General features: G+C 72.2%; 22 protein-coding genes. 10 read left to right on the top strand and 12 right to left on the bottom strand.

Annotated features, from left to right (window positions below):
• Positions 1-861 (bottom strand): hypothetical protein, encoded by an 861-nt coding sequence (locus tag ABZ272_RS16985; RefSeq protein ID WP_355050869.1) that lies wholly within the window; start codon positions 859-861, stop codon positions 1-3.
• 151 nt (positions 862-1,012) lie between these two features.
• Between ABZ272_RS16985 and ABZ272_RS16990 the strand changes: the two genes are divergently transcribed.
• The gene (locus ABZ272_RS16990) at positions 1,013-5,404 is read left to right on the top strand and encodes a S8 family serine peptidase (protein WP_355050870.1); all 4,392 of its coding nucleotides are present in this window, start codon (positions 1,013-1,015) and stop codon (positions 5,402-5,404) included.
• Positions 5,405-5,475: 71 nt separating this feature from the next.
• On the opposite strand, the gene ABZ272_RS16995 is transcribed toward ABZ272_RS16990, so the two are convergent.
• From ABZ272_RS16995 to ABZ272_RS17015, 5 genes are all read right to left on the bottom strand, one after another.
• On the bottom strand, positions 5,476-5,805 hold the full coding sequence (locus ABZ272_RS16995; RefSeq protein ID WP_355050871.1) for a DUF1416 domain-containing protein: 330 nt from the start codon (positions 5,803-5,805) through the stop codon (positions 5,476-5,478).
• 2 nt (positions 5,806-5,807) lie between these two features.
• Positions 5,808-6,656: a sulfurtransferase gene (locus ABZ272_RS17000; RefSeq protein ID WP_355050872.1), complete on the bottom strand. Its 849-nt coding sequence runs from the start codon at positions 6,654-6,656 to the stop codon at positions 5,808-5,810.
• A gap of 208 nt (positions 6,657-6,864) precedes the next feature.
• A complete protein-coding gene (locus tag ABZ272_RS17005; RefSeq protein WP_310503780.1) occupies positions 6,865-6,942 on the bottom strand; it encodes an Ms5788A family Cys-rich leader peptide in 78 nt (25 codons plus the stop codon).
• Between the two features lie 116 nt (positions 6,943-7,058).
• Positions 7,059-7,856: a DUF2993 domain-containing protein gene (locus ABZ272_RS17010; protein ID WP_355050873.1), complete on the bottom strand. Its 798-nt coding sequence runs from the start codon at positions 7,854-7,856 to the stop codon at positions 7,059-7,061.
• A 105-nt stretch (positions 7,857-7,961) separates the two neighbouring features.
• Complete coding sequence (locus tag ABZ272_RS17015) at positions 7,962-9,014, bottom strand: hypothetical protein (protein ID WP_355050874.1); 1,053 nt, start codon at positions 9,012-9,014, stop codon at positions 7,962-7,964.
• A 241-nt stretch (positions 9,015-9,255) separates the two neighbouring features.
• On the opposite strand from ABZ272_RS17015, the gene ABZ272_RS17020 reads away from it, so the two are divergent.
• The 7 genes from ABZ272_RS17020 to pstB all read left to right on the top strand — a co-directional run bounded on the left by ABZ272_RS17020 (position 9,256) and on the right by pstB (position 16,337).
• Positions 9,256-9,975, top strand: a complete 720-nt coding sequence (locus ABZ272_RS17020) for a response regulator transcription factor (protein WP_179781168.1) — start codon at positions 9,256-9,258, stop codon at positions 9,973-9,975.
• Positions 9,976-10,120: 145 nt separating this feature from the next.
• Positions 10,121-10,993, top strand: a complete 873-nt coding sequence (locus ABZ272_RS17025) for a polysaccharide deacetylase family protein (RefSeq protein ID WP_355050875.1) — start codon at positions 10,121-10,123, stop codon at positions 10,991-10,993.
• An 87-nt stretch (positions 10,994-11,080) separates the two neighbouring features.
• Complete coding sequence (gene mshD, locus ABZ272_RS17030; RefSeq protein WP_355050876.1) at positions 11,081-12,007, top strand: mycothiol synthase; 927 nt, start codon at positions 11,081-11,083, stop codon at positions 12,005-12,007.
• Between the two features lie 213 nt (positions 12,008-12,220).
• Complete coding sequence (gene pstS, locus ABZ272_RS17035) at positions 12,221-13,327, top strand: phosphate ABC transporter substrate-binding protein PstS (protein WP_355050877.1); 1,107 nt, start codon at positions 12,221-12,223, stop codon at positions 13,325-13,327.
• Positions 13,328-13,366: 39 nt separating this feature from the next.
• A complete protein-coding gene (gene pstC / locus ABZ272_RS17040) occupies positions 13,367-14,458 on the top strand; it encodes a phosphate ABC transporter permease subunit PstC (protein WP_355050878.1) in 1,092 nt (363 codons plus the stop codon).
• Complete coding sequence (pstA, locus tag ABZ272_RS17045) at positions 14,455-15,543, top strand: phosphate ABC transporter permease PstA (RefSeq protein ID WP_355050879.1); 1,089 nt, start codon at positions 14,455-14,457, stop codon at positions 15,541-15,543. The genes pstC and pstA overlap by 4 nt, the downstream gene beginning before the upstream one ends.
• 17 nt (positions 15,544-15,560) lie before the next feature.
• The gene (gene pstB, locus ABZ272_RS17050) at positions 15,561-16,337 is read left to right on the top strand and encodes a phosphate ABC transporter ATP-binding protein PstB (RefSeq protein WP_099848932.1); all 777 of its coding nucleotides are present in this window, start codon (positions 15,561-15,563) and stop codon (positions 16,335-16,337) included.
• A gap of 196 nt (positions 16,338-16,533) precedes the next feature.
• Here pstB and ABZ272_RS17055 read toward each other — a convergent pair whose 3' ends face one another.
• Positions 16,534-17,367, bottom strand: coding sequence for an NUDIX hydrolase (locus tag ABZ272_RS17055; protein WP_355050880.1), 834 nt, complete (start codon positions 17,365-17,367; stop codon positions 16,534-16,536).
• 278 nt (positions 17,368-17,645) lie between these two features.
• Here ABZ272_RS17055 and ABZ272_RS17060 point away from each other — a divergent pair, with 278 nt between their 5' ends.
• Positions 17,646-18,614 carry a Gfo/Idh/MocA family oxidoreductase gene (locus ABZ272_RS17060; RefSeq protein WP_355050881.1) on the top strand — a complete coding sequence of 323 codons (969 nt, stop codon included), beginning with the start codon at positions 17,646-17,648 and terminating at the stop codon, positions 18,612-18,614.
• A gap of 49 nt (positions 18,615-18,663) precedes the next feature.
• Here the strand turns inward: ABZ272_RS17060 and ABZ272_RS17065 are convergent, their stop codons facing one another.
• The 4 genes from ABZ272_RS17065 to ABZ272_RS17080 all read right to left on the bottom strand — a co-directional run bounded on the left by ABZ272_RS17065 (position 18,664) and on the right by ABZ272_RS17080 (position 21,943).
• Positions 18,664-19,671, bottom strand: coding sequence for an inorganic phosphate transporter (locus ABZ272_RS17065; protein WP_355050882.1), 1,008 nt, complete (start codon positions 19,669-19,671; stop codon positions 18,664-18,666).
• Between the two features lie 4 nt (positions 19,672-19,675).
• A complete protein-coding gene (locus ABZ272_RS17070; RefSeq protein ID WP_355050883.1) occupies positions 19,676-20,302 on the bottom strand; it encodes a DUF47 family protein in 627 nt (208 codons plus the stop codon).
• A gap of 127 nt (positions 20,303-20,429) precedes the next feature.
• The gene (locus ABZ272_RS17075) at positions 20,430-21,380 is read right to left on the bottom strand and encodes a PPK2 family polyphosphate kinase (protein WP_355050884.1); all 951 of its coding nucleotides are present in this window, start codon (positions 21,378-21,380) and stop codon (positions 20,430-20,432) included.
• A 56-nt stretch (positions 21,381-21,436) separates the two neighbouring features.
• Complete coding sequence (locus ABZ272_RS17080; protein ID WP_355050885.1) at positions 21,437-21,943, bottom strand: DUF402 domain-containing protein; 507 nt, start codon at positions 21,941-21,943, stop codon at positions 21,437-21,439.
• Between the two features lie 100 nt (positions 21,944-22,043).
• Between ABZ272_RS17080 and ABZ272_RS17085 the strand changes: the two genes are divergently transcribed.
• Complete coding sequence (locus ABZ272_RS17085; RefSeq protein ID WP_355050886.1) at positions 22,044-24,233, top strand: ATP-dependent DNA helicase; 2,190 nt, start codon at positions 22,044-22,046, stop codon at positions 24,231-24,233.
• A 133-nt stretch (positions 24,234-24,366) separates the two neighbouring features.
• On the opposite strand, the gene ABZ272_RS17090 is transcribed toward ABZ272_RS17085, so the two are convergent.
• Entirely contained in the window at positions 24,367-25,665 is a 1,299-nt protein-coding gene (locus ABZ272_RS17090; protein ID WP_355050887.1) for an AI-2E family transporter, read from the bottom strand.
• Between the last annotated feature and the right edge of the window lie 73 nt (positions 25,666-25,738).

Genomic DNA, 25,738 nt, shown 5'->3' on the forward strand with positions numbered 1-25,738 from the left:
TCAGCCGGGGCAGCCGACGGTGGCGGCCACACGTGCGGCGTCCGGGCCCAGTTCGGCCAGCACGGTGACATCGCCCGCGCGGTACGCGTACACCGGCGGGTTGTCCAGCAGTGGGGTGCCGCCGGCCAGCGCGGCGAGGGCGCCGGTCCCGGCCGGGCCGGGACCGGCGGCGGACCGTGCGGTACGGGCCAGCGTGCCGTCCGGGCAGGGCGCGGTGACCAGGTCCGGCGCGCTGCCGGTCGGCCGGCCCAGCGCGGTCAGGGCGGCCGTGAGCGCCGCCGCCTCCGGACCGACGGCGGTGGCCGGCGACGGGTCGTAACCGGCGCCCGGCGGCCGGCAGCCCGTGTCGACGGTCAATCGCAGCCGGCCGTCCCCGGTCGGCCGCCCGGCGACGGCGACGAACTCCCCGGCGTCGGCGCGTAGTTCCGGACCGTCCAGGCCGGGGCCGACCCCGGCCCGCCAGCTCGCGGGAAGCCGGTCGGCGATGCCGGTCAGTACGGCCCGCCCGGTGTCGGCGGGCGCCAACACGGCGATCTCGCGACGCAGCCTCGCGCCGTCGGCGAGCGGGGTGACGCGGCAGCCCGCGCTGACCCGCGCCGGTCCCAGCTCCAGCAGGCCGGCCGTTCCGGCGGCCCGGGCCAGCTCGCCGACCGCCCTCTCGACGACCGGAGCGGCCTCGGCGAGGGTGCGCTGCTCGCGCACCGTCGGCGGGTCGTCGCGGACCGACATCCAGGTGAGCCCGGCCAGCAGGAGGGCCCACAGGACGGTCGCGACCAGCAGCCAACGCCGCCCGCGCCGGGCAGGCGCCGGCGGGGCGGGGTCGCTCGACAAGGGCCAACCCGTCTGGACAGCACCGCTCACCCGGCCATGGTGTCACGAGCCGTCCTCCGCTCTCGAAAGGCAGTGGTCGACGACCCGACAGCCCGACTCCCGGCCGGAATAACGCCAGGTCACCGGCCGATCGTTAGGCATTGAGCACCGTCCGAGCAGGTCCCGGACCCAGCGGGACCCCATGTGGGGAGGAACAGTGCTCCAACCACCACCGAATGCGAGATCCGTCCTCTGGCGAACGGCCGTGGCATGCGTCGCGGCCCTGCTGGCCCTCACCGCCCAACCCGCCGTCGCCGCCCGACCCGCTCCCACGCCCGCCCACGTCGACCAGCGGCTGCTCCGCCAACTCGGCGCGACGGGCACCGGCAGTTTCCTCGTCTACCTGCGCAGCACCGCGCCGGTGGCGCGGACCGCCAAGCTGCGTGACCCGGACGACCGGGCCCGCGAGGTGCACCGGCTGCTCACCACGACCGCCACGCGCACCCAGAAGGGTCTACGCAAGCTGCTCAGAACCCGCAAGGCGGCACACACCTCGTACTGGATCGCCAACGCGGTCCGCGTCACCGGGAATCGCGCGCTGCTCGACGAGATCGCCAAGCGGCCCGACGTGGCGAGGATCGAGCCGAGCCGCAGTTATCCCCTGCTGCGGCCCACCCCCGCCACCGGCAGCCACGCGGACGCGAACGGCCCGGAGTGGGGGCTCACCAACATCAACGCCCCGCAGGTGTGGAACGAACTCGGCGACCGAGGCGACGGCGTGGTCGTCGCCACCATCGACAGCGGCGCCCAGTACGACCACCCGGCGCTGGTCGGGGCGTACCGCGGCAACCTCGGCGGTGGCGTCTTCGACCACGACCACAACTGGTACGACCCGGCCGGCGTGTGCCCCAGCGCCGCGCCCTGCGACAACGTCGGCCATGGCACACACACCACGGGCACGATGGTCGGCGACGACGGCGCGGGCAACCAGATCGGCGTCGCTCCCGGCGCGAAGTGGATCGCCGCGAAGGGCTGCGAGACCGACTCCTGCACGGACGCCTCGCTGCTCGCCGCCGGCCAGTGGGTGCTGGCCCCGACCGACCTGAACGGGCAGAACCCGCGCCCCGACCTGCGCCCCGACGTGGTCAACAACTCCTGGGGAGGCGCCGGTGGCGACCCCTGGTTCGAGCAGACCATCGCGGCCTGGCGCGCGGCCGGCATCTTCGGGGTCTTCTCCGCCGGCAACGACGGTCCGGCCTGCGGCAGCGCCGGCTCACCCGGCGACAACGCCAACGCGTACGCCGTCGGCTCGTACGACGTGCAGAACACCATCTCCGACTTCTCCGGGCGGGGCGCCGGCACGGACGGGCGGTCGTATAAACCGAACGTGGCCGCGCCCGGCAGCAACGTACGCTCCAGCGTCCCCGGCGACTCCTACGCCGCGTACGACGGCACCTCGATGGCCGCGCCGCACGTCTCCGGCACGGTGGCGCTGCTCTGGTCGGCCGCGCCGACCCTCCGGGGCGACATCGCCGGAACCGAGGAGCTGCTGGACCGGACCGCCCGCGACGTCGACGCCACCGCCTGCGGAGGCACCGCCGCCGACAACAACGTCTTCGGCGAGGGTCAGCTGGACGCGTACGCGGCGGCTCGGGCCGCTCCGCGCGGCGCCGTCGGACGGATCACCGGCACGGTCACCACGGCCGGCGGCGGCGAACCGATCGCCGGCGCGACCGTCGGCGACGGCGATCGCAGCGTCACCACCGGCGCGGACGGCCGATACGCGCTGACCGTGCCGGCCGGCGAGGCGACGGTCACCGTCAGCGCCTACGGGTACGCCGGACAGAGCGCCACCGTCACCGTCACCGAGGGCGGGGCGGTCACCCGGGACTTCGCCCTGACGGCCAACCCGACGGTCACCGTGGCCGGCCGGGTCACCGATGCCTCCGGACACGGCTGGCCGCTCTACGCCCGGATCGAGGTCGCCAGCCGTCCCGGTGGACCGGTGTTCACCGACCCGGCCACCGGCCGGTACTCGTTCACCGTGCCCGGCAACGCCACGTACCGGCTCACCGTCACCGCCCGCTACCCCGGCTACCGCGCGGTCACCCGGGACGTGGTCACCGGCGGCGACCCCGTGACGACCGACCTCGCCGTACCGGTCGAGACCGGATGCACGGCGGCCGGCTACACCGGTAGCTTCGGCGCTCCCCTGCTGACCGAGAGCTTCGACAGCGCCGCGACGCCGGACGGCTGGTCGGTACGGAACCGTACCGACGACGGCGGCTGGACCTTCACCGACGCGGGCGAGCGGGGCAACCTCACCGGCGGCAGCGGCGCCTTCGCCATCGCCGACAGCGACCGTCTCGGCTCCGGCCGGACCCAGGACACCGACCTGGTGACCCCGAGCGTCGACCTGCGCGGCACACCGGCGCCGGTGCTGCGTTTCCACAGCGACTGGCGGGCGGTCGGCGTGAGCGACACCGCCGACGTGGACGTCTCCACCGACGGCGGCACCACCTGGACCACGGTCTGGCACCAGACCACCAGCCGGCGCGGGCCGGTCGTCGAGGAGGTGCCACTCGACCCGGCGGCCGGGGCCGCCTCGGTACGGGTCCGGTTCCGCTTCCACGGCAGCTTCGCCTGGTGGTGGCAGGTGGACGACGTGCAGGTGGTCAACCGCGACTGCGTACCCGCCCCGGGCGGGCTGGTGCTCGGGGTGACCACCGACCGCAACACCGACACGCCGCTCGACGGGGTCACCGTGGCCAGCGCCGACCGCCCGCAGGACCGGGGCAGGTCGGCGGCGACGCCGGACGACCCGACGATGCCGGACGGCTTCTACTGGCTGTTCTCCGGGCTGACCGGGGCACACCGGTTCACCGCCAGCCGGACGCCGTACCAGGTCGCCGCCAAAACGGCGAGCGTGCCGGCCGACGGCGTCCGCCGCCTGGACGTCGCGCTGGCCGCCGGTCGCCTCACCGTCACACCGGCGACCGTCCGGTCGTCCCAGCCGTACGGCAGCACCCGGACCGCGAAGCTGACGGTGCGCAACACGGGCAGCGCGCCGGCCGCCGTCAACCTGGTGGAGCGCAACGGGCGGTTCGACGCCCTGTCCAGAGCCGGAGCGCCCCTGCGGGAGCAGCGGACCAAGGGGATCAGCAAGACCCGTACCGGCACCGCGTACGGCGCGTCCGGGACCGGGACCGGCCCCCGAACGCAGGACGCCTGGACCGGTATCGCCACCCTTCCGGCGGCGGTCTACGACAACGCGGCGGCCACCCTCGACGGCAAGGTGTACTCCGTCGGCGGCGGTGGCGGCAGCGGCCTGGAACGCAAGGCGTGGCGCTACGACCCCGACACGGACACCTGGGCGGCGCTGCCCGACATGCCGAGCGGCCGGGCGAAGCCGGTCGCGGCGGCCGTCGGCGGCAAGCTGTACGTCCTCGGTGGCTGGGGCGTCGACGACGACACCGTCGCCTCCGTGGACGTGTTCGACCCGGCCACCGACACGTGGAGCACGCTGGCCGTGCCCGGCAACCCGTTTCCCGTGGCGGCGGCCGGCGGGGCGGTCACCGGCGGGAAGATCTACCTGGTCGGTGGCTGCCAGAACAACGACTGCGCCGAATCGGACCGGCTCGTCGTCCTCGACCCGAGCACCGGCACGTTCCACACCGGCGCGGCGTACCCGCACCCGGTGTCCTGGCTCTCCTGCGGCGGGATCGGCAGCGCGGTCTACTGCGCCGGTGGCACCGGCGACGCCGACTACACCGACGCCTACCGGTACGACCCGACGGCCGACGCGTGGCATCCCCTGCCGGACCTGCCGGTGGACCTCTGGGGCGCCCAGTACGCGGCGGCCGGTGACCTCCTGGTCCTGGCCGGTGGGGTCACGGCGGCGTCCACCACGGTGACCAACCGGACCATCGCGTACGACCCGGTGGCGGGGAGTTGGCGCGACCTGCCCAACGTCCAGTCCGGTCGGTACCGGGGCGCTGCCGCCTGCGGCGCGTACCGGATCGGCGGTTCGCCTTCCCCCTTCGTCGGCTCCCCGGACGCCGAACGGCTCAGCGGCCTGGAACTGTGCGCCGGGGAGGCGGACCTACCCTGGCTGACCACCAAGCCGGGCACGTTCACCCTCGCGCCAGGGGCCTCCCGGACGGTCACCGTCAAGATGCGTGCCACGGCCGCCGCCGGTGTGGCCCAGCCGGGCACCTACTCCGGCGAGCTGGGTATCGCGTCCGACACGCCGTACCGGGTTCCGGCCGTGCCGGCGCGGATGACCGTCTCGCCGCCGGCGAGCTGGGGCCGGATCCAGGGCACCGTCACCGGCGTCACCTGCGCCGGCGCGACCGTCGGGGTCGCGGCGACGGTACGGGTCAACCGGGTGGGCAGGACGACCGGCTGGACCCTGACCGCGAACCCGCAGGGCCGGTACGTCTGGTGGCTGCCCAAGGGCCGCTACGAGGTGATCGTCGCCAAGGACGGGTGGATACCGCAGACGCAACGCACCCGCATCAGGGCGGGCCTCGTCGGGACCGTCGACGTCGTCCTCGCTCCGGTCTCGTCCTGCACGAGAGCCACCGGCATCTGACCACGCCCACGATGACGACCGGGGCCGGCCACCCAGGAGGGTGACCGGCCCCGGTCGATCAGAGCGGTGGGTCAGGCGACGGTGACGGACACCTCGTTGATGCCCCGGCCGGCGGTGACGGCGGTGTCGCCGTTGCCGTGCCGGGACAGCGCCCGCAGCGTCCAGGAACCCGGCGCGGCGAAGAACCGGAACTGGCCGGCGGCCGAGGTGACCACCTCGGCGGTGAACTCGCCGGTCGAGTCGAGCAGCCGGACGTACGCGCCCGGCACGACCTCGTCCGCCGCCGACCGGACGATGCCGGTGATGACGGTCTCCTTCTCGAGGTCCAGGCTGGCCGGCAGAGGCGCGGCCTGGTCAGGTGCGGCGCAGCCCGCAGCGGTGGCAGCGGTGGGAGCGGTCATCGTCAGGCCTCCCCTGGCTCGTCGCCGAGCGCGACCGGCACGCCGACCAGCGAGCCGTACTCGGTCCAGGAGCCGTCGTAGTTCTTCACGTTGCGGTGACCGAGCAGCTCCTGCAGCACGAACCAGGTGTGCGAGGAGCGCTCGCCGATCCGGCAGTACGCGATGGTCTCCTTGCTGTCGTCCAGCCCCGCGTCGCCGTAGATCTTGCGCAGCTCGTCGTCGGACCGGAAGGTGCCGTCCTCGTTGGCCGCCTTGGACCACGGGACGCTGATCGCCGTCGGGATGTGACCGGCCCGCTGCGCCTGCTCCTGCGGCAGGTGGGCGGGGGCCAGCAGCCGGCCGGCGAACTCGTCGGGGCTGCGCACGTCGACCAGGTTCTTGGTGCCGATCGCGGCGACGACCTCGTCGCGGAAGGCCCGGATGGAGGTGTCCGGCTCCTGCGCGACGTACTGGGTCGCCGGGCGGGCCGCCGTCTCGGTGACCAGCGGGCGGGCGTCCAGCTCCCACTTCTTGCGACCGCCGTCGAGTAGCTTGACGTCGCGGTGGCCGTAGAGCTTGAAGTACCAGTAGGCGTACGCCGCGAACCAGTTGTTGTTGCCGCCGTAGAGGATCACGGTGTCGTCGTTGCTGATGCCCCGCTCGGACAACAGCGCCTCGAACTGGGCCTTGTTGACGAAGTCCCGGCGGACCGGGTCCTGGAGGTCGGTCTTCCAGTCGACCTTGATGGCGCCGGCGATGTGGCCGGTCTCGTAGGCCGAGGTGTCTTCGTCGACCTCGACGAAGACGACGCCCGGGGCGTCGAGGTTCTTCTCGGCCCACTCGGCCGAGACGAGTGCGGTGTCGCGACTCATCGATTCACTCCCTGGTGAGGATGGATGGTGAGCCAACGCGCGAATATCGATGGGTTGAACTGTCGCACCGCGCGCGGGACCCAGCGGAAGGACGGGATCACGGGTTCGTGCGACGGCGCCGCTGCCGGGCGTTCGGTGGGATCACCGGAAGGGTCGAGGACCCTGCGTGCCGGTGGCCGCCGTCAGGCGGCCGAAAACAGCCCCGCCGTCAGATGACAGGGCGACACAGGCAGGTGGCCACGCGGCACAGGTCGACCGCGCGCCGTTTGGTGAGGTGGGTCCCCATGGTCAGGCAGCCTACCAGCGATCCGGAGGGCTGCCACCGTACCGACCACCATCCGGGAATCGTCCCGCTGCCGGGCCTCTGGGGCGTCCCAGCGGCCCGGGCTGTTGACGCACGGCTCAGCTGACGGAGTTGATCGGCACGTTCTTCGCGTCGGCCGTGACCGCCAGCCCTTCGGGCAACGGCTGGACCTTGCGGACCGCGAGTTGGAACGGCAGGTCGGGCAGCGGCACGTCGATGGAGATGCTCTTGGCGTAGTTGCTGAGGATCGTGCGGGCCAGCGGCAGGTTCGGGAGCCCGGCGGCGTCCAGGTTGTTGAAGCGCAGGGCGACCGCGCCGTTCTTGGCGACGGTGACGTCGGCGGTGCCGGCGACGGTGAACTTCTGACCGAGAATGTCGACCGGGGCACTGACGGCCAGCTTGCCGCCCTGCTCGCCGAGAGTGAGGCCGGGTCGCTTCAGCAGCGCGGCGAGGCTCTCGTAGCTGATCGTGCCGGTGCCGTTGACCGTGTCGGCCACGACGTCGCCCTGCCCGGTCCGCAGCGTGTCCAGCGACGCCCGCACGTTGCGGGCGTCGACGTCCAGCACCGGCAGCCGTACGGCGTCACCCTCGACCGAGGCCTGCACGTCCCGCAGCGAGATGGAGATCCGCTCGTACCGCCCGTCGAGCACCTGGGTGAGGAACGGCATCCCACCGACCTCGACGTCGGGCGCCGAGGACTGCGCGCCCTGCTTGCTGATCTCCTGGCTGACCCGTTCGGCGATGAGCCGCTCGGCCACCCCGACCGCCACCCGGTCGGCGACCACCAGCAGGCCCGCCACCACGAGGAGCAGGACGACCAGGCCGATGAGCAGCTTGCGTCCGCGCCGTCGGGGCCGGTCCTGCTGCTGGTCGTCGACCGGATACTCCTGGGCCACGCCGCCTCCTGTCTCCGCCCGCCGCGACACGGCGGGTCGTCCGAACCGGTGCCGCTGCGCGGCGCACCCGTAGGTACCCGAGCGGCACCGACCTCAACCGTGGGCTCAGAGGAAGAGCATGCACATGGCGTACGCGGCGGGCGCAGCCAGGGCGAACCCGCCGAGCGGCCCCTGCATGTGCCGGGCGACCCACATGGTGGGCGGCTCCCCGGCCATGAGGCGACCCGCCTCCGCGTACCCCACGGCGAGGTCGGTGAGGACGGCGGTGACGGCCGCGACCAGGCCGATCACCGCGGCCCTGGTCGGGGTGAAGGGAGCCACCAGATAGCCGCCGAGCAGCGCGCTGACCAGCGTGCCCACCATCGCTCCGCCGACGACGCCGGCCGCGCCCCGGGGCACCTGCGGGGCCAGCCGGGGCCACGGCAGCACCGCGTCGGTGAGCCGGGCGACGGTGAGCGCGACCCCGCTCGCGGTCAGGCAGACGGTGATCGCCTGGGTGCCGGCGGGGATGCGGCTGAGCACGATCAGGGTGCCGAGGGCCACGACGCCGACCACGATGAGCAGGGTGGCACCGAGGGAGTCGGTGACCCGGACCCGGTCGACGCGGCGGACCAGTTGGCCGAGCACGGCGGCGAGGAAGCCGCCGACGGCCAGGTACCCCAGCGGCGCCAGGCCGGCGATGTCACTTCGGACGGCGGCGACGTCGGCGGCCGCGGCGACGGCGGCGCTGATCCCGGCGACCAGCAGCAGCGCCGGTGGGCGCATGGCCATCGTCCAGGCGAGCACGAACAGCAGTTGGACGCCGAAGACGATGACGGCGAACGGCAGGCGGTGACCCGGGCCCGACGTCTGCGCGCCGAGCACCAGTCCCACGCCGAGCAGCGCGGCGAAGCCGGCGATGGTCAGCGCCAGCGGGCGGTGCACCTCGACCGGGGGGACGACCTCCTCCTCCGGCTCGTCGGTCTCCTCCTCGGTACGACGGGCCGGCTCTCCGGCCCGGCGGGCCCGGCGCGGTCCACGTCCACGGCGCTCGCCGTCGGCGACAGCCGGTCCGGTGCGCGGCGCGGGTGGGTGGCCACGGGTCGGAGCGGCCGGACCCGGACGGGGGCCGTCGGTCCACGAGTCGCGGCCGGCGTCGGGCGAGGTGGAGGGAAACACGCCCCGATCGTGCCAGATCGACCGCCCGGTGCAGTGGTCGCGGGTTTCAGTAACGTTAAAACCTGTGCCACGATCAGGGGCAAGCTAGACAAACGGGAAATGGCCTGACGGTGCAGCCGAGGCGATCGGTTACGCTCAACGCGTTACCCGCCCGTCAGCGACGCCGGGACCACGCAATTTCTCAGCGCACTCCCTCACGAGTGTGTCTGGTCGCGTGCGGCGATGCGCCGCCGGGACGGAGGTGATCGTGGAAATCCTGCTGCTGGTGACCGCGCGCGCAGGCGAACCGTCGGCTGTGTTGCCGGCTCTCGACCTGCTGCCACACTCGGTGCGTACCGCGCCGCGCGACGTCCGCACCCTGGTTGCCGGGCCCAGCCCCGACGCGGTGCTCGTGGACGCCCGGTCGGAGTTGAGCGAAGCCCGGGCGACCTGCCGGATGCTGCACGCCACCGGGCTCGGGGTGCCGCTGGTCGCGGTCGTCACCGAGGCCGGCCTGATCGCGCTGAACGCGGACTGGGGCGTCGACGACGTCATCCTCGCCTCGGCCGGCCCCGCCGAGGTTGAGGCCCGGCTGAGGCTCGCGGTCGGCCGCCTGAGCAACGCGACGGCCGGCGCCGGCGGCTCGATCCGGGCCGGGGAACTCACCATCGACCCGGACACGTACGCGGCGAAGCTCAAGGGCCGCCCGCTCGACCTCACCTACAAGGAGTTCGAGCTGCTGAAGTTCCTGGCCCAGCACCCGGGCCGGGTGTTCACGCGCGACCAGCTGCTGCGCGAGGTCTGGGGGTACGACTACTTCGGCGGCACCCGGACGGTGGACGTGCACGTCCGACGCCTGCGCGCCAAGCTCGGCTCGGAGTACGAGTCGATGATCGGCACGGTCCGCCAGGTGGGCTACAAGTTCGTCGTACCCCCCTCGCGTTCGCTGCCCGAGGCGGAGCACGCGCCGCTGCCCGTCTAGCGTCGCGCCCGATTCCCCATATGCCCCTTTTGCGCAGCTTGGCAGTCCTATTCTGACTGCCGGGTTTGTCGCAAAAGGGGGCAAGGGTGCGCGCAGGTAACACGGGGGCGACGGGCCGGGGGCTCCGGCCGACCGGGTGGAAGCCGTGACGCGGGTCAGCTCGACCGCGCGCGCGGCCGGGATCGTGACGGTGGTGGTGGCGGCGCTGCTCGGCTCCGCGTACGTGCTGGGCCGTAGCCTCGTCCCGGACCAGGCCCGGCAGCACGCCACGGGCGTCACCACCGACGCCACCGGGCCGCACTACGCCGACCAGCCTCCCGAGCAGCCGTCGACCGAACACCCGAGCACCAGCCAGAGCGCCGCCGGTCCCGCCGAGGCCGGCCAGGACGGCACGGGCCGGGACACCGGAGGCGACCGGCTGTTCGGCGCCCACACGGACACCGGCACCGCCCGACTCGCGCTGACCTTCGACGACGGGCCGGACCCGCGCTACACCCCCCAGGTCCTCGCGATGCTGCGCGAGTACGACGTCAAGGCCACGTTCTGCGTGGTGGGCGAGAACGCCCAGGACCACCCCGACCTGATCCAGGCGATCGTGGCGGACGGCCACACGCTCTGCAACCACTCCTGGCACCACGACGTCTCGCTGGGCAACCGGTCCGCCGACCAGATCCGCACCGACCTGATACGCACCAACGAGGCCATCCGGGCAGCGGTGCCGGACGCTCCGATCGCCTGGTACCGCCAACCCGGCGGCGCCTGGACCTACCCGGTGGTGACGGTGTCCCGGCAACTCGGCATGACCCCGCTGCACTGGTCGGTGGACCCGTCGGACTGGCAGGCGCCCGGCGCCAACAAGATCGCCACCACGGTGCTCACGCAGGCGCAACCCGGTGCGGTCGTCCTCATGCACGACGCGGGCGGCGACCGGCAGGGCACCGTCGACGCGCTGCGCCGGATCCTGCCCGAACTCACCGCGCGGTACGAGCTGGAGGCGCTGCCCACCGACCCCACGTGAGCCGGCCAACTCCCTCAGGCGACGGGCCCGGGACGCTACTCGGACGACCGTCCGGGACGCGCCCGACGCAACGGCTACGGTGACGGGATGAGCAGTGCGGAACCGACCAGCGACCAGGTCACCCGGACCGACCGACTGTCCCCGACGGAGATCGCCGGCGTACTGGCCCTGGCCCGTACGGCGGGCGACACCGACGGCGCGGACCCGCTGGACGAGCACGTCCTGCTCCGCCTGCGCGACCCGGACGCTCCGGCCGTACACCTGCTCGCCCGCGCCGACGACGGCACGCTGACCGGGTACGCGCACCTCGACACCACCGACCCGGTGGACGGAATCGGTGTCGAGTTGGTGGTGCACCCGGCGTACCGGCGGCGTGGCACCGGCCGGGCGCTCGCCCGGGGAGTGCTCGCCTCGGCGACCGGACCACTGCGGGCGTGGGCGCACGGCGACCACCCGTCGGCGGCGGCGCTCGCCGTGGACCTGGGGTTCGCCCGCGCGCGGGTGCTCTGGCAGCTCCGCCGACCGTTGGCGGCCCCACTGGGCGAGCCGCGCCTACCCGACGGGGTGGCGCTGCGCGCGTTCCGGCCGGGGGCGGACGACTCGGCGTGGCTGGCCCTGAACGCGCGGGCCTTCGCCGAGCACCCGGAGCAGGGCCGGTGGACCCCGGACGACCTGCGGGTCCGCCTCGCCGAGCCGTGGTTCGACCCGGCCGGTTTCCTGCTCGCCGAGGAGACCTCGACCGGTCGGCTGCTCGGCTTCCACTGGACGAAGGTGCACGAACGGCCCGGTTCGGCTCGGATCGGCGAGGTGTACGTGCTCGGGGTGGAGCCGACCGCGCACGGCGGCGGCCTGGGCCGGGCGCTGACCACTGCGGGTCTCGCGTACCTGCGGGACAGGCGGGGCCTGGACCGGGTGATGCTCTACGTCGACGACTCGAACACCGGGGCGGTAGCGCTGTACGAGCGGCTGGGCTTCGCCCGGTGGTCCGCGCACATCAACTACCACCTCGGCTGAGCGGCAACGGGCACTGAAGTGCCCCGGTTCACTTAACGGACAACTCACCCTCAGCGAGCGGTCACCTCGGGGGCCGTACCTGTTCACCCTGCGTTCACTTGCGACCGGCGAACCGGCTACCTGGCACTTCTAACTTTCGTGTCAGCCGGTCAGTGCCGGTCCTCGGGCCCCGGGATCGGGGCGCCAAGTCAGACGCGAAGGGAAACCCCTCAGGTGAAGCTCCAGCGGTACGGCACTATTGCCTGCCTCGCTCTTGCCGCGACGCTCGGCCTCAGTGCATGCGGCTCGGACAACAACGAGCCCACTTCCGGCGCCAGCGCCTCGGGCTCCGCCGCCGCGGTCGACTGCGGTACCGGCACGGTCAACGCACAGGGCTCGTCGGCCCAGAAGAACGCCATGGCCGAGTGGATCAAGGCGTACCAGCAGAAGTGCGCCGGCACCACCATCAACTACGAGGCTTCCGGCTCGGGCGCCGGCATCCAGGCCTTCATCGCCGGGACCGCCGACTTCGCGGGCTCCGACTCCGCGCTCAAGCCGGAGGAGCAGCCGCAGGCCGACGCCAAGTGCGCCGGCGGCAAGGCCATCCACCTGCCGATGGTGATCGGCCCGGTGGCCGTCGCCTACAACGTCAGCGGCGTGGACAACCTCCAGCTCAAGCCGGCCACCCTGGCGAAGATCTTCGCCGGCAAGGTGACCAAGTGGGACGACGCGGCGATCAAGGCCGACAACCCGGACGCCAAGCTCCCGGCGACCACCATCCAGACCGTCCACCGTTCGGACGAGTCGGGCACCACCGACAACTTCACCAAGTTCCTCTCGAAGACCTCCGAGAGCGACTGGACCTTCAGCAACGCCAAGGCCTGGAAGGCCCCGGGCGGCACCGGCGCCAAGGGCTCGGACGGCGTGGCCAGCTCGGTCAAGGGCGCCGACGGCTCCATCGGCTACATGGAGTGGTCGTTCGCCGAGAACGCCGGCCTGAAGATGGCCAAGATCGGTAACGGCAACGGCGAGTTCGCCGCGCTGACCGCCGAGGCCGCCGGCAAGACCATCGCCGGCGCGGCCGTCGAGGGCCAGGGCGACGACCTCAAGCTGAAGATCGACTACAACACCAAGGAGGCCGGGGCGTACCCGATCGTCCTGGCGACGTACGAGATCGTCTGCAGCAAGGGCCTCGCGGCCGACAAGCTCAAGCTGGTCAAGGGTCTGCTGGGCTACGCCGCCAGCGCCGAGGGCCAGAACTCCCTGACCGACCTCGGCTACGCCCCGCTGCCGGAGACGGTCCGCACCAAGGTCGAAGCCGCGGTCAAGAACCTCTCCTGACCCGACCCCCACACCTCCGCAACCGAATCGAGCGAGCAGATGGGTGAAACCCCTCACCGCTCGGCCGACGCCGGCACCGGCGGGACGCGCGTGACCGAAAGTCACGAGTGGCCCGCCGGTGCCTCGGCGCGTGTGGCCGAGGCACCAGTCAGCACCCGTTCCCCGGGCGGCACCGGGCTGGGCGGCGGCGGCGCTCTGCCGCGCAGCCGCAAGTTCGGCGCCGAGCGGGCCTTCCGCGGCCTCACACTGGCCGCCGGCACCGCCGTTCTGGTCATCATCGCCGCCATCGCGATCTTCCTGGTCGCCAAGGCGGTGCCGGCCCTGCGCGCCAACACCGAGAACTTCTGGTCCTACGAGGGCTGGTCCCCCAACGACACGGAGCCGAAGTTCGGCATCGGCACACTCGCCTTCGGCACTGTGCTCAGCTCCGCCCTCGCGCTGCTCATCGCGGTGCCGGTGGCGCTGGGCATCGCGCTCTACCTCTCGCACTACGCGCCGCGCCGGCTGGGCACCGCGCTCGGCTTCCTGGTGGACCTGCTGGCCGCCGTGCCGAGCGTGGTCTTCGGCCTCTGGGGCCGGGACGTCTTCAGCAACCCGGTCCGGGACTTCTCGGTCTGGTTGAACGAGTACTTCGGCTGGATCCCGATCTTCGGCGGCGACGGGCCGTTCGGTAAGTCGATCATGTTGGGTGCCCTGGTGCTCGCCATCATGGTGCTGCCGATCGTCACCTCGCTCTCCCGCGAGGTGTTCCTCCAGACGCCGACCGCCAACGAGGAGGCCGCCCTCGCCCTGGGTGCCACCCGCTGGGAGATGCTCCGCACCGCGGTGCTTCCCTACGGTCGGCCCGGCATCATCGCCGCGGTGATGCTCGGCCTCGGTCGGGCGCTCGGCGAAACCATCGCGCTGGCGCTCACCCTCGGCATCACCTTCGGCATCTCGTTCAACCTGATCCAGAACGGCGGCAACACGATCGCCGCCAACATCGCCAACGCGTTCGGCGAGGCGAACGAGACCGGGCGGGGCGCGCTCATCGCCTCCGGCCTGGTGCTGTTCACCATCACGCTGATCGTCAACATCACGGCGCGGGCGATCATCTACCGCCGCCGGGAGTTCACGGAGTCGGCCGCATGACCACAACCGTCACCTCCCACCGCACCCGGCCGCCGGCCCAGCCCGCTTCGCTGCGGGCCAAGCGCCTGCCCTGGTACGCCGCACCGGCCATCGCCGTGGCGGCCCTCGCGCTCTCCGCCGTGATCGTCTACGGCGGAGACATCGGCGGCCCGGTCCTCGTCGTCGTCCTCGGCGCGATCCTCTACCTGGCCGGGCTCTTCGCCGCGGCCAACGTGGTCGAGGGACGCCGGTCCGCCCGCAACCGCACCTGGAGCGCGCTGATCCACTCCGCGTTCGTGCTCGCGGTGCTGCCGCTCGTCTCGGTCGTCTGGACGCTGGTCAGCAAGGGCACCGAGCGGCTGGACGGCAACTTCTTCCAGACCTCGATGAACAACATCGGGGCCCGGGACGCCAACGGCGGCGCGTACCACGCGATCGTCGGCACGCTGGAGCAGGTCGGCATCGCCACCCTGATCACCGTCCCGCTCGGCATCCTCTGCGCCATCTACATCGTCGAGTACGGGCGGGGCCGCTTCGCCTTCGCGATCCGGTTCTTCGTGGACGTCATGACGGGCATCCCGTCGATCGTCTCCGGCCTCTTCGTGCTGGCGTTCTGGGTGCTGATCGTGTCGCCGTGGTTCAACGACGGCCGGCCGAGCTTCTCCGGCTTCGCCGCCGCGCTCGCACTGAGCGTGCTCATGCTGCCCACGATCGTCCGGTCCACCGAGGAGATGCTCCGCCTCGTTCCGCCGCCGCTGCGCGAGGGCGCGTACGCGCTCGGCGTACCCAAGTGGAAGACCATCCTGCGGGTGGTCCTGCCGACGGCGCTGCCCGGCATCGTCACCGGCGTCATGCTCGCGATCGCCCGCGCGGCCGGCGAAACCGCGCCGGTGCTCCTCGTCGCGGGAGGCGGCGCCGCCATCAACACCAACCCCTTCGAGAACAACCAGTCGTCGCTGTCCCTCTTCGTCTACCAGCAGGCCGGTGACGCGTCGAAGTACGCGCCGGCACGGGCGTGGACCGCGGCACTCACCCTGGTCGCCCTCGTGCTCATCCTGACGATCGCGGCGAAGTTGCTGGCCCGTCGCAACAGGCTCAGCCGATGAACCCCGGAGGTACCACCATGGCCAAGCGCGTCTCCGCCTCGAACGTCACCGCGTACTACGGCGGCTTCAAGGCGATCGAGAACATCAACCTGACCGTCGAGCCGAAGACCGTCACCGCTCTCATCGGGCCGTCCGGCTGCGGCAAGTCGACGTTCCTGCGGTCGATCAACCGGATGCACGAGGTGCTGCCGGGGGCCCGCGTCGAGGGCAGCCTGACCATCGACGACCAGGACATCTACGACCGGGACGTGGACGTCACCGCGGTCCGGCGCACGATCGGCATGGTCTTCCAGCGGCCGAACCCGTTCCCGACCATGAGCATCTTCGAGAACGTGGTCGCCGGGCTGAAGCTCAACGGGGTCCGCAAGAAGTCGATCCTGGAGGACGCGGCCGAGAAGGCCCTGCGTTCGGCGAACCTGTGGGACGAGGTCAAGGACCGCCTCGGCAAGCCCGGCGCGGGCCTCTCCGGCGGTCAGCAGCAGCGACTCTGCATCGCCCGGACCATCGCGGTCGAGCCGCAGGTCGTCCTGATGGACGAGCCCTGCTCGGCCCTGGACCCGATCTCCACGCTGGCCATCGAGGACCTGATGTTCCAGCTCAAGGACAAGTTCACGATCATCATCGTGACCCACAACATGCAGCAGGCCGCCCGGGTGTCGGACCGGACCGCCTTCTTCTCGATCGAGAAGACCGGCGACCCGGGTCGGCTGATCGAGTACGACAACACCCAGAAGATCTTCAGCAACCCGAGCGTGAAGAAGACCGAGGACTACATCACCGGCCGCTTCGGCTGAACCGACCTCGTCCGGTCACCGGCGCCCCGCCCTCCCGGCGTGGGCGCCGGTGCCATATCCGCCGCCGCGCCGCCGCGCCACCGGCGAGCCGCGCCGATCTTGCACTTTCTGTCGTCGACATGAGCGGGATGCCCCTTGTGTCAGGACAGAAAGTGCAAGATCGGGCGGCGGGCGGCGGGCGGCGGGCGCGGCGGGTTCAAGCCAGTACGAAGCGGGGTTCGCCGTTCGGCGGCAGGTCCAGGCGTGGGGTGACGGGGGTGGCGGCGTCGCGGTCGGTCGCCGCGCGGGCCACGCCGGCCAGGTCGCCGGCCGCCGCCACCTCGGCCAGCGTGACCAGGGTCGGTGGGAGCATGGTCAGCTCGCCGGCCTCCGCGCGCGCCAGCGCGTCCGCCGGGCGGACCCACAGGGTGTGGTCGGCCTCGCCGGAGACGTCGCGGGTGCGCTGGCCCGCCGGCAGCAGGGCGACGAAGAAGTACGTGTCGAAGCGGCGCGGCTCGAACTCGGGAGTGATCCACCGGCTCCAGGGCAGGAGCAGGTCCGACCGCAGGGTGAGCCGACGGTCGGCGAGCAGCGCCGCGAAACCCAGCCGACGCCCCTCCAGGTCCTGCCGGGCCGCCTCCCAGTCGTCGCCACTGACGTCGCCGACCACCGTCGCCGGGTCGGGACCGGCGAGCAGCACACCCGCCTCCTCGAAGACCTCGCGGGCGGCGGCGCACACCACCGCCTGCGCGGCTTCCGCGTCCACTCCGAGCCGGTCCGCCCAGTCGGTCGGCGTCGGACCGGCCCAGTCGAGGTGTGCCTCGGAGTCGGAGCGGTCGACGCCGCCGCCGGGGAAGGCGTACATGCCGCCGAAGGTCATCGCCGCGACCCGGCGGATGACGTACACCTCGAAGTCGGTGTCGGTCGGACGCAGCAGCAGCACGGTGGCCGCGACCCGCGGGGTCGCCGGGCTGCCGCCCTCGGCCTGGAACCGGCGGGCGTGCTCGACCAGGGCGGCCGGGGCAGGAAAGCCGGCGCTGTCGATCGTCATGCCGCGAGCCTAGTTCGCCGCCTCACCACGCCGCCGCGCTGGCGCGGCGGCGTGGCTGCACGGCGGCGTCGCTGCGCGGCGGCGCGCCGGCGCGGACCTACCGATCGACCCCTTTGCTCTGCTTCAGCGGAGGAGACAGAGAAGGTCCGTCAGTGTTGCCTGGGCTGAAGCAGAGCAAAGGGGCAACCTCAAGGGGTGGCGAGCCCGGCCGACGATCCGGTGCGGCGGCTGGTGAGGGTCGACGGCCGGCCGTCGACCACAGGGGTTAGCGTTCCGACATGACTCGTTGGGGCATCCTGGCCACCGGCCACATCGCCAGCCGTTTCGCCGAAGACCTCCGGCTGGTGCCGGACGCCGAACTGGTCGCGGTCGGCTCCCGCTCCGCCGACAGCGCGCGGCGGTTCGCGGACACGTACGGCGCGCAGCGGGCGTACGGCTCCTGGGTGGAGCTGGCCGCCGACCCCGAGGTCGACGTGATCTACGTGGCCACTCCGCACGCCGCGCACCACGAGGCGGCGTTGACCTGTCTGACCGCCGGCCGCGCGGTGCTGCTGGAGAAGCCGTTCACCCTCGACCTGGCCACCAGCACCGAGCTGGTGGACACTGCCCGCGCCGCCGGGGTCTTCCTCATGGAGGCCATGTGGATGCGGACGAACCCGATCATCCTTCGCGCGGTCGAGCTGATCGCCGAGGGCGCCATCGGCACGGTGCGCAACGTGCGGGCCGACTTCGGGGTGGCCGGGCCGTTCCCGCCGGAGCACCGGATGCGCAACCCGGCGCTGGGTGGGGGCGCGCTGCTCGACCTGGGGATCTACCCGATCAGCCTGGCGCACCTGCTGCTGGGCGTGCCGCAGCACATCCGCTCCTGGGCGCACCTAGGCCCCGAGGGGACCGACGAGAACACCGGCATCCTCCTCGGGTACGACAGCGGGGCGGTGGCCACGCTGAGCTGCGGCATGGTCGGCGCGAGTTCGTTGGCCGCCTCGATCACCGGCAGCGCCGGCCGTATCGACCTGCCGGAGCCGTTCTTCCGGCCGGCCTCGCTGACCCTGCACCGGGACGGCGCCGAGCCCGAGACGATCACCGCCGAGGAGGCCGGCAACGGCTACCAGTACGAGGCGATCGAGGTGGGACGCTGTCTGGCCGCCGGGCTGACCGAGAGCCCGCTGGTGCCGCACACCACGACTCTCGAGGTGATGGCGCTGCTGGACACGGTCCGGGAGCAGATCGGCGTGCGTTACGAGTGAACGCGAAGAGGCCCCCCGATCGGGGGGCCTCTTCGCGTTCGGAACAGGGTCAGCCGAAGAGCGGCCGGACCAGCAGGTAGGTGACACAGGCGATCAGCGCGGCCGCCGGGAACGTGATGATCCAGGCGATCACGATGTTGCCGGCGACGTTCCAGCGGACCGCGGAGAGCCGCTTGGTCGCGCCCACGCCCATGATCGCCGAAGTGATCGTGTGGGTCGTGGAGATCGGGGCCTTCAGCACCAGGGCGTTGAAGTAGAGCACCGCGCTGGCCACCGTCTCGGCGGCGAAGCCCTCCGGCGGCCCGAGGTCGATGATCTTACGACCGAGGGTACGGATGATCCGCCAACCACCGGCGTACGTGCCGAGCGCCAGCATGGTGGCCGAGGTCCAGAAGACCCAGCCCGGGATGTGCGTCTTGCTCTCCTGGAAACCGCCGGTGTAGAGCGCCAGCACCACGATGCCCATCGTCTTGGCGGCGTCCTGCATGCCGTGGCCGACCGACATGGCGGCGGCGGAGACGGTCTGCGCGTGGCGGAAACCGCGGTTGAGCTTGCCCGGCTGACCCTTACGGAACAGCCAGAGGATCGCCAGCATCAGCAGGTAACCGAGGGTGAGGCCGACGATCGGCGAGAGCACCATCGGCAGGATGACCTTCTCGCCGATGTTGCCCCACTGCACGATGCCGCCGGTGGAGAGCAGGGTCGCGCCGACCAGGCCGCCGAAGAGCGCGTGCGAGGACGACGACGGCAGGCCGAAGTACCAGGTGATCAGGTTCCAGGCGATGGCGCCCAGCACCCCCGCGAAGACCACCCCGAGGCTGCTCACCCCCGTGGGGAGGGTGACCAGGCCGTCGCCGACCGTCTTCGCGACACCGGCGCCGAAGTGGGCGCCGATGAAGTTGCCGACCGCGGCGAGGCCGAGGGCGATCCGAGGTGTGAGCGCGCGGGTGGAGACGCTTGTCGCGATCGCGTTGGCGGCGTCGTGGAAGCCGTTGGTGTAGTCGAACGCCAGGGCCACCGCGATCACCGCCAGGACGGCGATGAGTTCGGTAGACACCGGTTCAGGACTCCTTGACCGCGATGGTCTCGACCGTGTTGGCCACGTGCTCGAAGGCGTCGCAGGCGGCTTCCAGCTCGTCGGCGACCTCCTTCATCTTCAGCACCGTCAACGCGTCGTACTCGCCGGAGAAGAGCCGGACGAGGAGCTGCCGGTTGATCCGGTCGCCCTCGTTCTCCAGCCGGTTGCACTCGATCCAGTAGTCCTCGAGATCCTTCATCGACTGCAGCCGGGGCATCGCCTCGGCCGTCAGCTTGGCCTGCTGGTCGAGCACGTTGACCATCTCGTGCAGTTCGCGGGGCAGCGCCGGCAGCTCGGTGAGCCCGTACAGGTAGAGCAGGTCGCCGACCGCCTCCAGGTGGTCCATCACGTCGTCGAGCAGCGAGCCGAGCCGGTAGATGTCCTCCCGGTCGAACGGCGTGATGAAGGTCGAGTTGATCTTCTTGTAGAGATCGTGCGTGATCTGGTCGCTGTCGTGCTCGACCTCGGTCAGCCGCTCGCTGACCGACTGCACGTCGACACCGGGCAGGGCCAGTTCGTTCAGCAGCGTGGTGCCCCGGACCAGGTTCTGCGCGGCCCTGGTGAAGAGCTCGTAGAAGGCGCCCTCGGTGGGGCGGAAGGAAAACTTCACAGCACAGACCTCGTCGCGTCGGTGGAAGGGTGGCGGCGTCCGTGGGCGTCCGCTCGGTGAATGCTAGGAAACGCCAGATCCGCGAATTCGCCGGCCCACCCCTGGTCGGACCACATTCACCGCTCGTTCACCTAGTGTTCATCTCGGGCGTCCCAGCCGTCCCCGCTCCCCCAGCAGCCAACCGCTCGCGCTCGTGCGCCACGTCGAAATCGGCAGGCGGATACCCCAGCCGGAGCGTGTCGAACGTCTCCCGCAGCAAATGGGCCACCGCCCAGTCCCGGTACCACTTGCGGTCCGCCGGCACCACGAACCACGGTGCGGCGTCCGTGCCACACCGGCTCAGGGCCTCGGCGTACGCGGCCTGGTAGTCGTCCCAGTGCGACCGGGAGTCGACGTCCGACGGGTTGTACTTCCAGTGCTTACGCGGGTCCGTGAGCCGTTCCAGCAGCCGCTCGCCCTGCTCGGCGTACGAGATGTGCAGCATCACCTTGATCACGGTCACGCCGTCCTCGGTCAACTCCCGCTCGAAGGAGTTGATCTCGTCGTACCGGGCCCGCCAGATCGCCTCCGGCACCAACGCGCCGACCCGGGCGATCAGCACGTCCTCGTAGTGCGACCGGTTGAACATGCCGACGTACCCCGCAGGCGGCAACTCCCGGCGGATCCGCCAGAGGAAGTCGTGTTGCAACTCCTCCTCGGTCGGCGGCCCGAACGAGCGGATGTGCAGACCCAGCGGGTTCATCGCGCCCGCCACCCGCTTGATCGTGCCGTCCTTGCCACCGCAGTCCATGGCCTGGAGCACGAGCAGCACCCGGTGCGCGGGGCTCGTCGACCCGGCCTTCGCCATCGCGAACAGCATCTCCTGCTGGCGGCCCAACTCCTCGCCGATCAGCCCCACCTGCGCCCGGGCCCAGGTCTTGCGGCGCTCGCCCATCTCCTCGGCGGCCGGCAGGCCGGGCGTGGACCGGGGATCGATCGCGGCGAGATCCACCGGAGCGGTGACCCGCAACAGGTCCCGCACGGACCCACCGTGCGGCGTCACGATCAGACCGCCCTGCTCCTGCCGGGATTCGCTCATCTGAGGATCATCGCCCACCCGCGCGCCATCCGCCCGGGGAGGCCCGACGCGCCGGCTCAGACCACCAGGGCCAACCACTTGCGGTACGAGGTGGCGAACGGCTCGGTGCCGTCGCCGAGAGCGCCGTACAACCACCGGGCCGCCGCCTCGGCCTCGACCACCACGTCGTCCGGGTAGCCGAAGCGGGCCCGGTGCTCGGCGAACTCGTCCTCGTCCAGCAGCTCCACCACGCCGGTGGCCCGCCGACGGACCACGTCCAGGTCCAGATCGATCAGGTGGACGGTGTCGTCGGACTCCCAACGGGCCGGGGTGGCGATGTCGCAGTAGACCTCGCTGGTGCGCGGCGGGGGGTTGAACATGCACGTCCACCAGGCGTGGTGCGGCACCAGCAGGACGAAGGGGATCTTCTCCACCGACGGTCGGCCGTGGTAGACCGACTCGGTGCCGAACGGAACGCCGAGCCAGACGCCGAGGTCGTCCTCGGTGAGCCGGCGGGCCGGGTAGTCGCGGTGGGCGCTGCCGTCGTACTTGCGGTAGATCACTCGGACCACGTCGCTCGGCATGATTCGCACCCTAACCGATAGCGCCCACACGTCGTAGTGCCGCCGTAACCGGACGGCGCCGGCCAGCGGAGCCACCGGCGGGTACGCGCCACGCGGGCGGATGGGCGCGGTCGGTGTCGGCGGCGACGGGTACCGTCGCACGGTGACTCCGCCCCGCACCGCCACCGGTTCCGCCACCCCCTCGGCCCGTGGCGCCGGCCGGCGGCGGGGTGCCCGGCCCAGCGGCACGGAGCTGCTCGCGGCGGCGGTCGGCGCGGTCCCCGGCGGCACCGCACGGCCCGGCCAGCAGCAGATGACCACCGCCATCGAGGAGTGCGTGACCAGCGGCGAGCACCTGCTCGTGCAGGCGGGCACCGGCACCGGAAAGTCACTGGCCTATCTCGCGCCGGCCCTCACCGTGGACGGCCCGGTGGTGGTCTCCACGGCCACGCTGGCGTTGCAGTCCCAACTCGTCGACCACGACCTGCCCCGGCTGGCCGACGCGGTCGAGCCGCTGCTCGGCCGCCGGCCCACGTTCGCGGTGCTCAAGGGTCGCCACCACTATCTCTGCCTGGCCCGACTAGACAACTCGACCGCCGACGAGCCGGAGGACACCCTCTTCGACGCCCCGGCCGCCCGCCCCGGCGGCGGCACGAAGTGGCTCGGCGAGGCGGGTCGGCTGGGCAAGCAGATCGAGCGCCTGCGTGACTGGGCCGAGAAGACCGACGCCGGCGACCGCGACGAGCTGGACCCGGGCGTCGACGACCAGGCGTGGCGGCTGGTCTCCATGCCGTCGCGGGAGTGCGTCGGCGCGACCCGCTGCCCATTCGGCGCGGAGTGCTTCGCCGAGGCGTCCCGGGCCCGCGCCCGCGAGGCCGACATCGTGGTGACCAATCACAGCCTCCTCGCGGTGGACATGCTGGCCGAGCGGCACATCGTCCCGCCGCACAAGCTGCTGATCGTCGACGAGGCGCACGAGCTGGCCGACCGCGTCTCCTCCGCCGCCCAGGCCGAGCTGGTGCCGGAGATGATCGACCGGTCCACCCGGCGGGCCCGCCCGCTGCTGCGCCCGGAGACGGCCGACGCGCTCGTCGCCGCCGGTGACGCCCTCGCCGTCGGGCTGGCCGAGGCGCCGGCCGGTCGCCTCACCGCCGGTCTGCCGACGCCGCTGCGCGAGGCCTGCACCCTGCTCGACTCGGCCACCCGCGCCGCCCTGGACGCCATCGGCGACATCAAGTCCGACGACCCCGATCCGGTGCGCAAGCAGCAGGCCAAGGCCGCGATGGACGACCTCTCCACCACCGCGCAACGGCTCCTCGAAGAGGCCGACCACGACGTGGCCTGGGTGGAGAAGAACGACAGCGGCAACCGGCGGGCACTGGTGGTCGCACCGCTGTCGGTCGCCGGTACCCTCGCCGCCCACCTGTACGACGAACGCACCGTGGTCGCCACCTCGGCCACCCTGGCGCTCGGCGGCCGGTTCGACACGGTGGCCCGCGCCCTCGGCCTGGACGCGCCGCCGGTCCCCGCCTCGCCCGCCGCCGCCTCGCTGGCCGCCCGCACCGGCGCGGGCCGTCCGGCCGCCGAGACACCGGGCCGCCGGCTGGCCGACGCCACCACCATCCCGGCGACCGAGGGACCGGGATGGCGCTCGCTCGACGTGGGCTCGCCGTTCGACTACGCACGGCAGGGCATCCTGTACGTCGCCGCGCACCTGCCCCGGCCCAGCGTCTCCGGGTTGCCCGACGCGGCCGGTGAGGAGTTGCTCGGGCTCGTCGAGGCGCTCGGTGGTCGTACCCTCGGTCTCTTCTCCTCCCGGCGGGCCGCGACGCAGGCGGCGGAGCTGCTGCGTGCGCGGACCGACCTGCCGGTGTTGTTGCAGGGCGAGGAGGCGTTGCCGCTGCTGGTCCGCCGGTTCCGCGAGGAGCGGTCGAGCTGCCTCTTCGGGGTGATGTCGCTCTGGCAGGGGGTGGACGTGCCGGGCGACGCCTGTCAGCTCGTGGTCATCGACCGGCTGCCCTTCCCGCGGCCCGACGAACCACTCGCGGCGGCCCGCGCCGCCGCCGTGGACGCGGGCGGCGGCTCCGGGTTCGCCGCGGTCAGCGTGCCGATCGCCGCGGTACGGCTGGCGCAGGGCGTGGGCCGGCTGATCCGGGCCACCGGCGACAAGGGGGTCGTCGCGGTGCTCGACTCGCGCCTGGAGACGGCCCGAGGCTACGGACCTTTCCTGCGTCGGTCCCTCCCCCCGTTCTGGTACACGACCCGCCCCGAGGTGGCCCGAGGCGCCCTGAAGCGCCTAGCCACCACGTAAAACCCCGCTCCCCGGACCAGGACCCCGGACTCCGCGCCGATCTTGCAGTTTCGGTTGTCAATATGAGGCTTTTGGGCCTTGTTGTCGCCACCGAAAGTGCAAGATCGCGGAGTCCGGGGGTGAGGGCGGGCGGTCAGGGGGCTTGGGAGGCGACGACCACGGCGTCGGGCGGGGTGTCGGGGACCGTACGGGCGGCGAGGCGGCGCACCGCGGTGTTCAGCACCGCGATCAGTGGCACGGAGACCAACGCGCCGGTGATGCCCGCGAGCACCACGCCGGCCGCGATCCCGATGATCACCGCGAGCGGGTGGATGGCCACCGCTCGACCCATGATGATGGGCTGGAGCACGTGCCCCTCGACCTGCTGCACGCCGATCACGGCGCCCAGGATGATCAGCGCGGTGACCGGGCCGCTGTCGACAAGTGCCACCAGCACGGCGACACCGCCGGAGAGCGCCGCGCCGACGATCGGGATGAACGCGCCGAGGAACACCAGCGCGGCCAGCGGGAAGGCGAACGGCACGTCGAAGACGACCAGGAAGATGCCGATACCGACGGCGTCGATGAAGGCGACCAGCACGGTCGCGCGGACGTACGCGACGAGGGTCTGCCAGGCGGCCCGACCGGCGTCGTCGACCTTCCAACGGGCGGCCACCGGCAGCAGCCGGACGACGAAACGCCAGATCTTGTTGCCGTCGCGCAGGAAGAAGAACGTCGCGAACAGCACCAGCAGCGTGCCGGTCAGCACCTCCGCCAGCGTCGCCGCGGTGCTCAGCGCGCCGCTGGTGAACTTCGAGGTGTTGTCGTTGATCCAGCCCTGCGCCTCGTCGATGTAGCGGTCGAGCTGGGTGTCGGACAGGTGCAACGGGCCGGTCTTGAGCCAGTTCTGGATCTGCCGGACGCCCTCGGAGGACTTCTGGCTCAGCTCCGGTACGCCCCGGATGAACTCGTTGACCACCAGGGTGAGCGTGCCGATGACCGCCGCCAGACCGCCGACCAGCACCACGGCCGTCGCCAGGGACCGGGGCAGCCGGGCCCGCAGCAGCCAGCCCACGGCCGGCGCGAGCAGGGCCGAGAGCAGCAACGCGATGGCCAACGGGATGATCACGATCCGGACCGTGCCGACGATCCGGAGCAACGCCCAGGCCACCACACCGATCACGATCAGCCGCCAGCACCAGGCGGCGGCGATCCGCAGGCCGTGCGGCACGTCGGCGTCGTCCCGGCTGGACGTCGAGCTGTGCAGGTCCACCGGAGGCTCCGCTCCGACGACCGTGGCCTGCGCCGGGGCGGCGGGCCCGGGGACGGCCGGCGAGGCGATCCCGGGCGTCTCCGGCGCGTCGCTCGGGGTCTCCTGGGCGGCGCGTACCGACTCCTTTTCTGACTGGTAGGCGCGGCGCAGCCGCCCGCGTACCCGCTCGAAGCGGCTCAAGCGCACCTCCTGGCAGAAGAATCGTCCGCCCACGGCGACAGGTCGGACAGCATACGTCCGTTCCCGACACCGT

The sequence above is a fragment of the Micromonospora sp. NPDC005979 genome (assembly GCF_040614415.1).
In the GTDB taxonomy this organism is placed as follows: Bacteria; Actinomycetota; Actinomycetes; order Mycobacteriales; family Micromonosporaceae; genus Micromonospora.

Coding starts and splice junctions, on each gene's coding strand:
- ABZ272_RS16990 (WP_355050870.1), top strand. CDS start 1,013: ATGTGGGGAGGAACAGTGCTCCAACCACCACCGAATGCGAGATCCGTC.
- ABZ272_RS16995 (WP_355050871.1), bottom strand. CDS start 5,805: ATGACCGCTCCCACCGCTGCCACCGCTGCGGGCTGCGCCGCACCTGAC.
- ABZ272_RS17000 (WP_355050872.1), bottom strand. CDS start 6,656: ATGAGTCGCGACACCGCACTCGTCTCGGCCGAGTGGGCCGAGAAGAAC.
- ABZ272_RS17005 (WP_310503780.1), bottom strand. CDS start 6,942: ATGGGGACCCACCTCACCAAACGGCGCGCGGTCGACCTGTGCCGCGTG.
- mshD (WP_355050876.1), top strand. CDS start 11,081: ATGAGCAGTGCGGAACCGACCAGCGACCAGGTCACCCGGACCGACCGA.
- pstC (WP_355050878.1), top strand. CDS start 13,367: ATGGGTGAAACCCCTCACCGCTCGGCCGACGCCGGCACCGGCGGGACG.
- pstA (WP_355050879.1), top strand. CDS start 14,455: ATGACCACAACCGTCACCTCCCACCGCACCCGGCCGCCGGCCCAGCCC.
- pstB (WP_099848932.1), top strand. CDS start 15,561: ATGGCCAAGCGCGTCTCCGCCTCGAACGTCACCGCGTACTACGGCGGC.
- ABZ272_RS17055 (WP_355050880.1), bottom strand. CDS start 17,367: ATGACGATCGACAGCGCCGGCTTTCCTGCCCCGGCCGCCCTGGTCGAG.
- ABZ272_RS17060 (WP_355050881.1), top strand. CDS start 17,646: ATGACTCGTTGGGGCATCCTGGCCACCGGCCACATCGCCAGCCGTTTC.
- ABZ272_RS17075 (WP_355050884.1), bottom strand. CDS start 21,380: ATGAGCGAATCCCGGCAGGAGCAGGGCGGTCTGATCGTGACGCCGCAC.
- ABZ272_RS17080 (WP_355050885.1), bottom strand. CDS start 21,943: ATGCCGAGCGACGTGGTCCGAGTGATCTACCGCAAGTACGACGGCAGC.
- ABZ272_RS17085 (WP_355050886.1), top strand. CDS start 22,044: ATGGGCGCGGTCGGTGTCGGCGGCGACGGGTACCGTCGCACGGTGACT.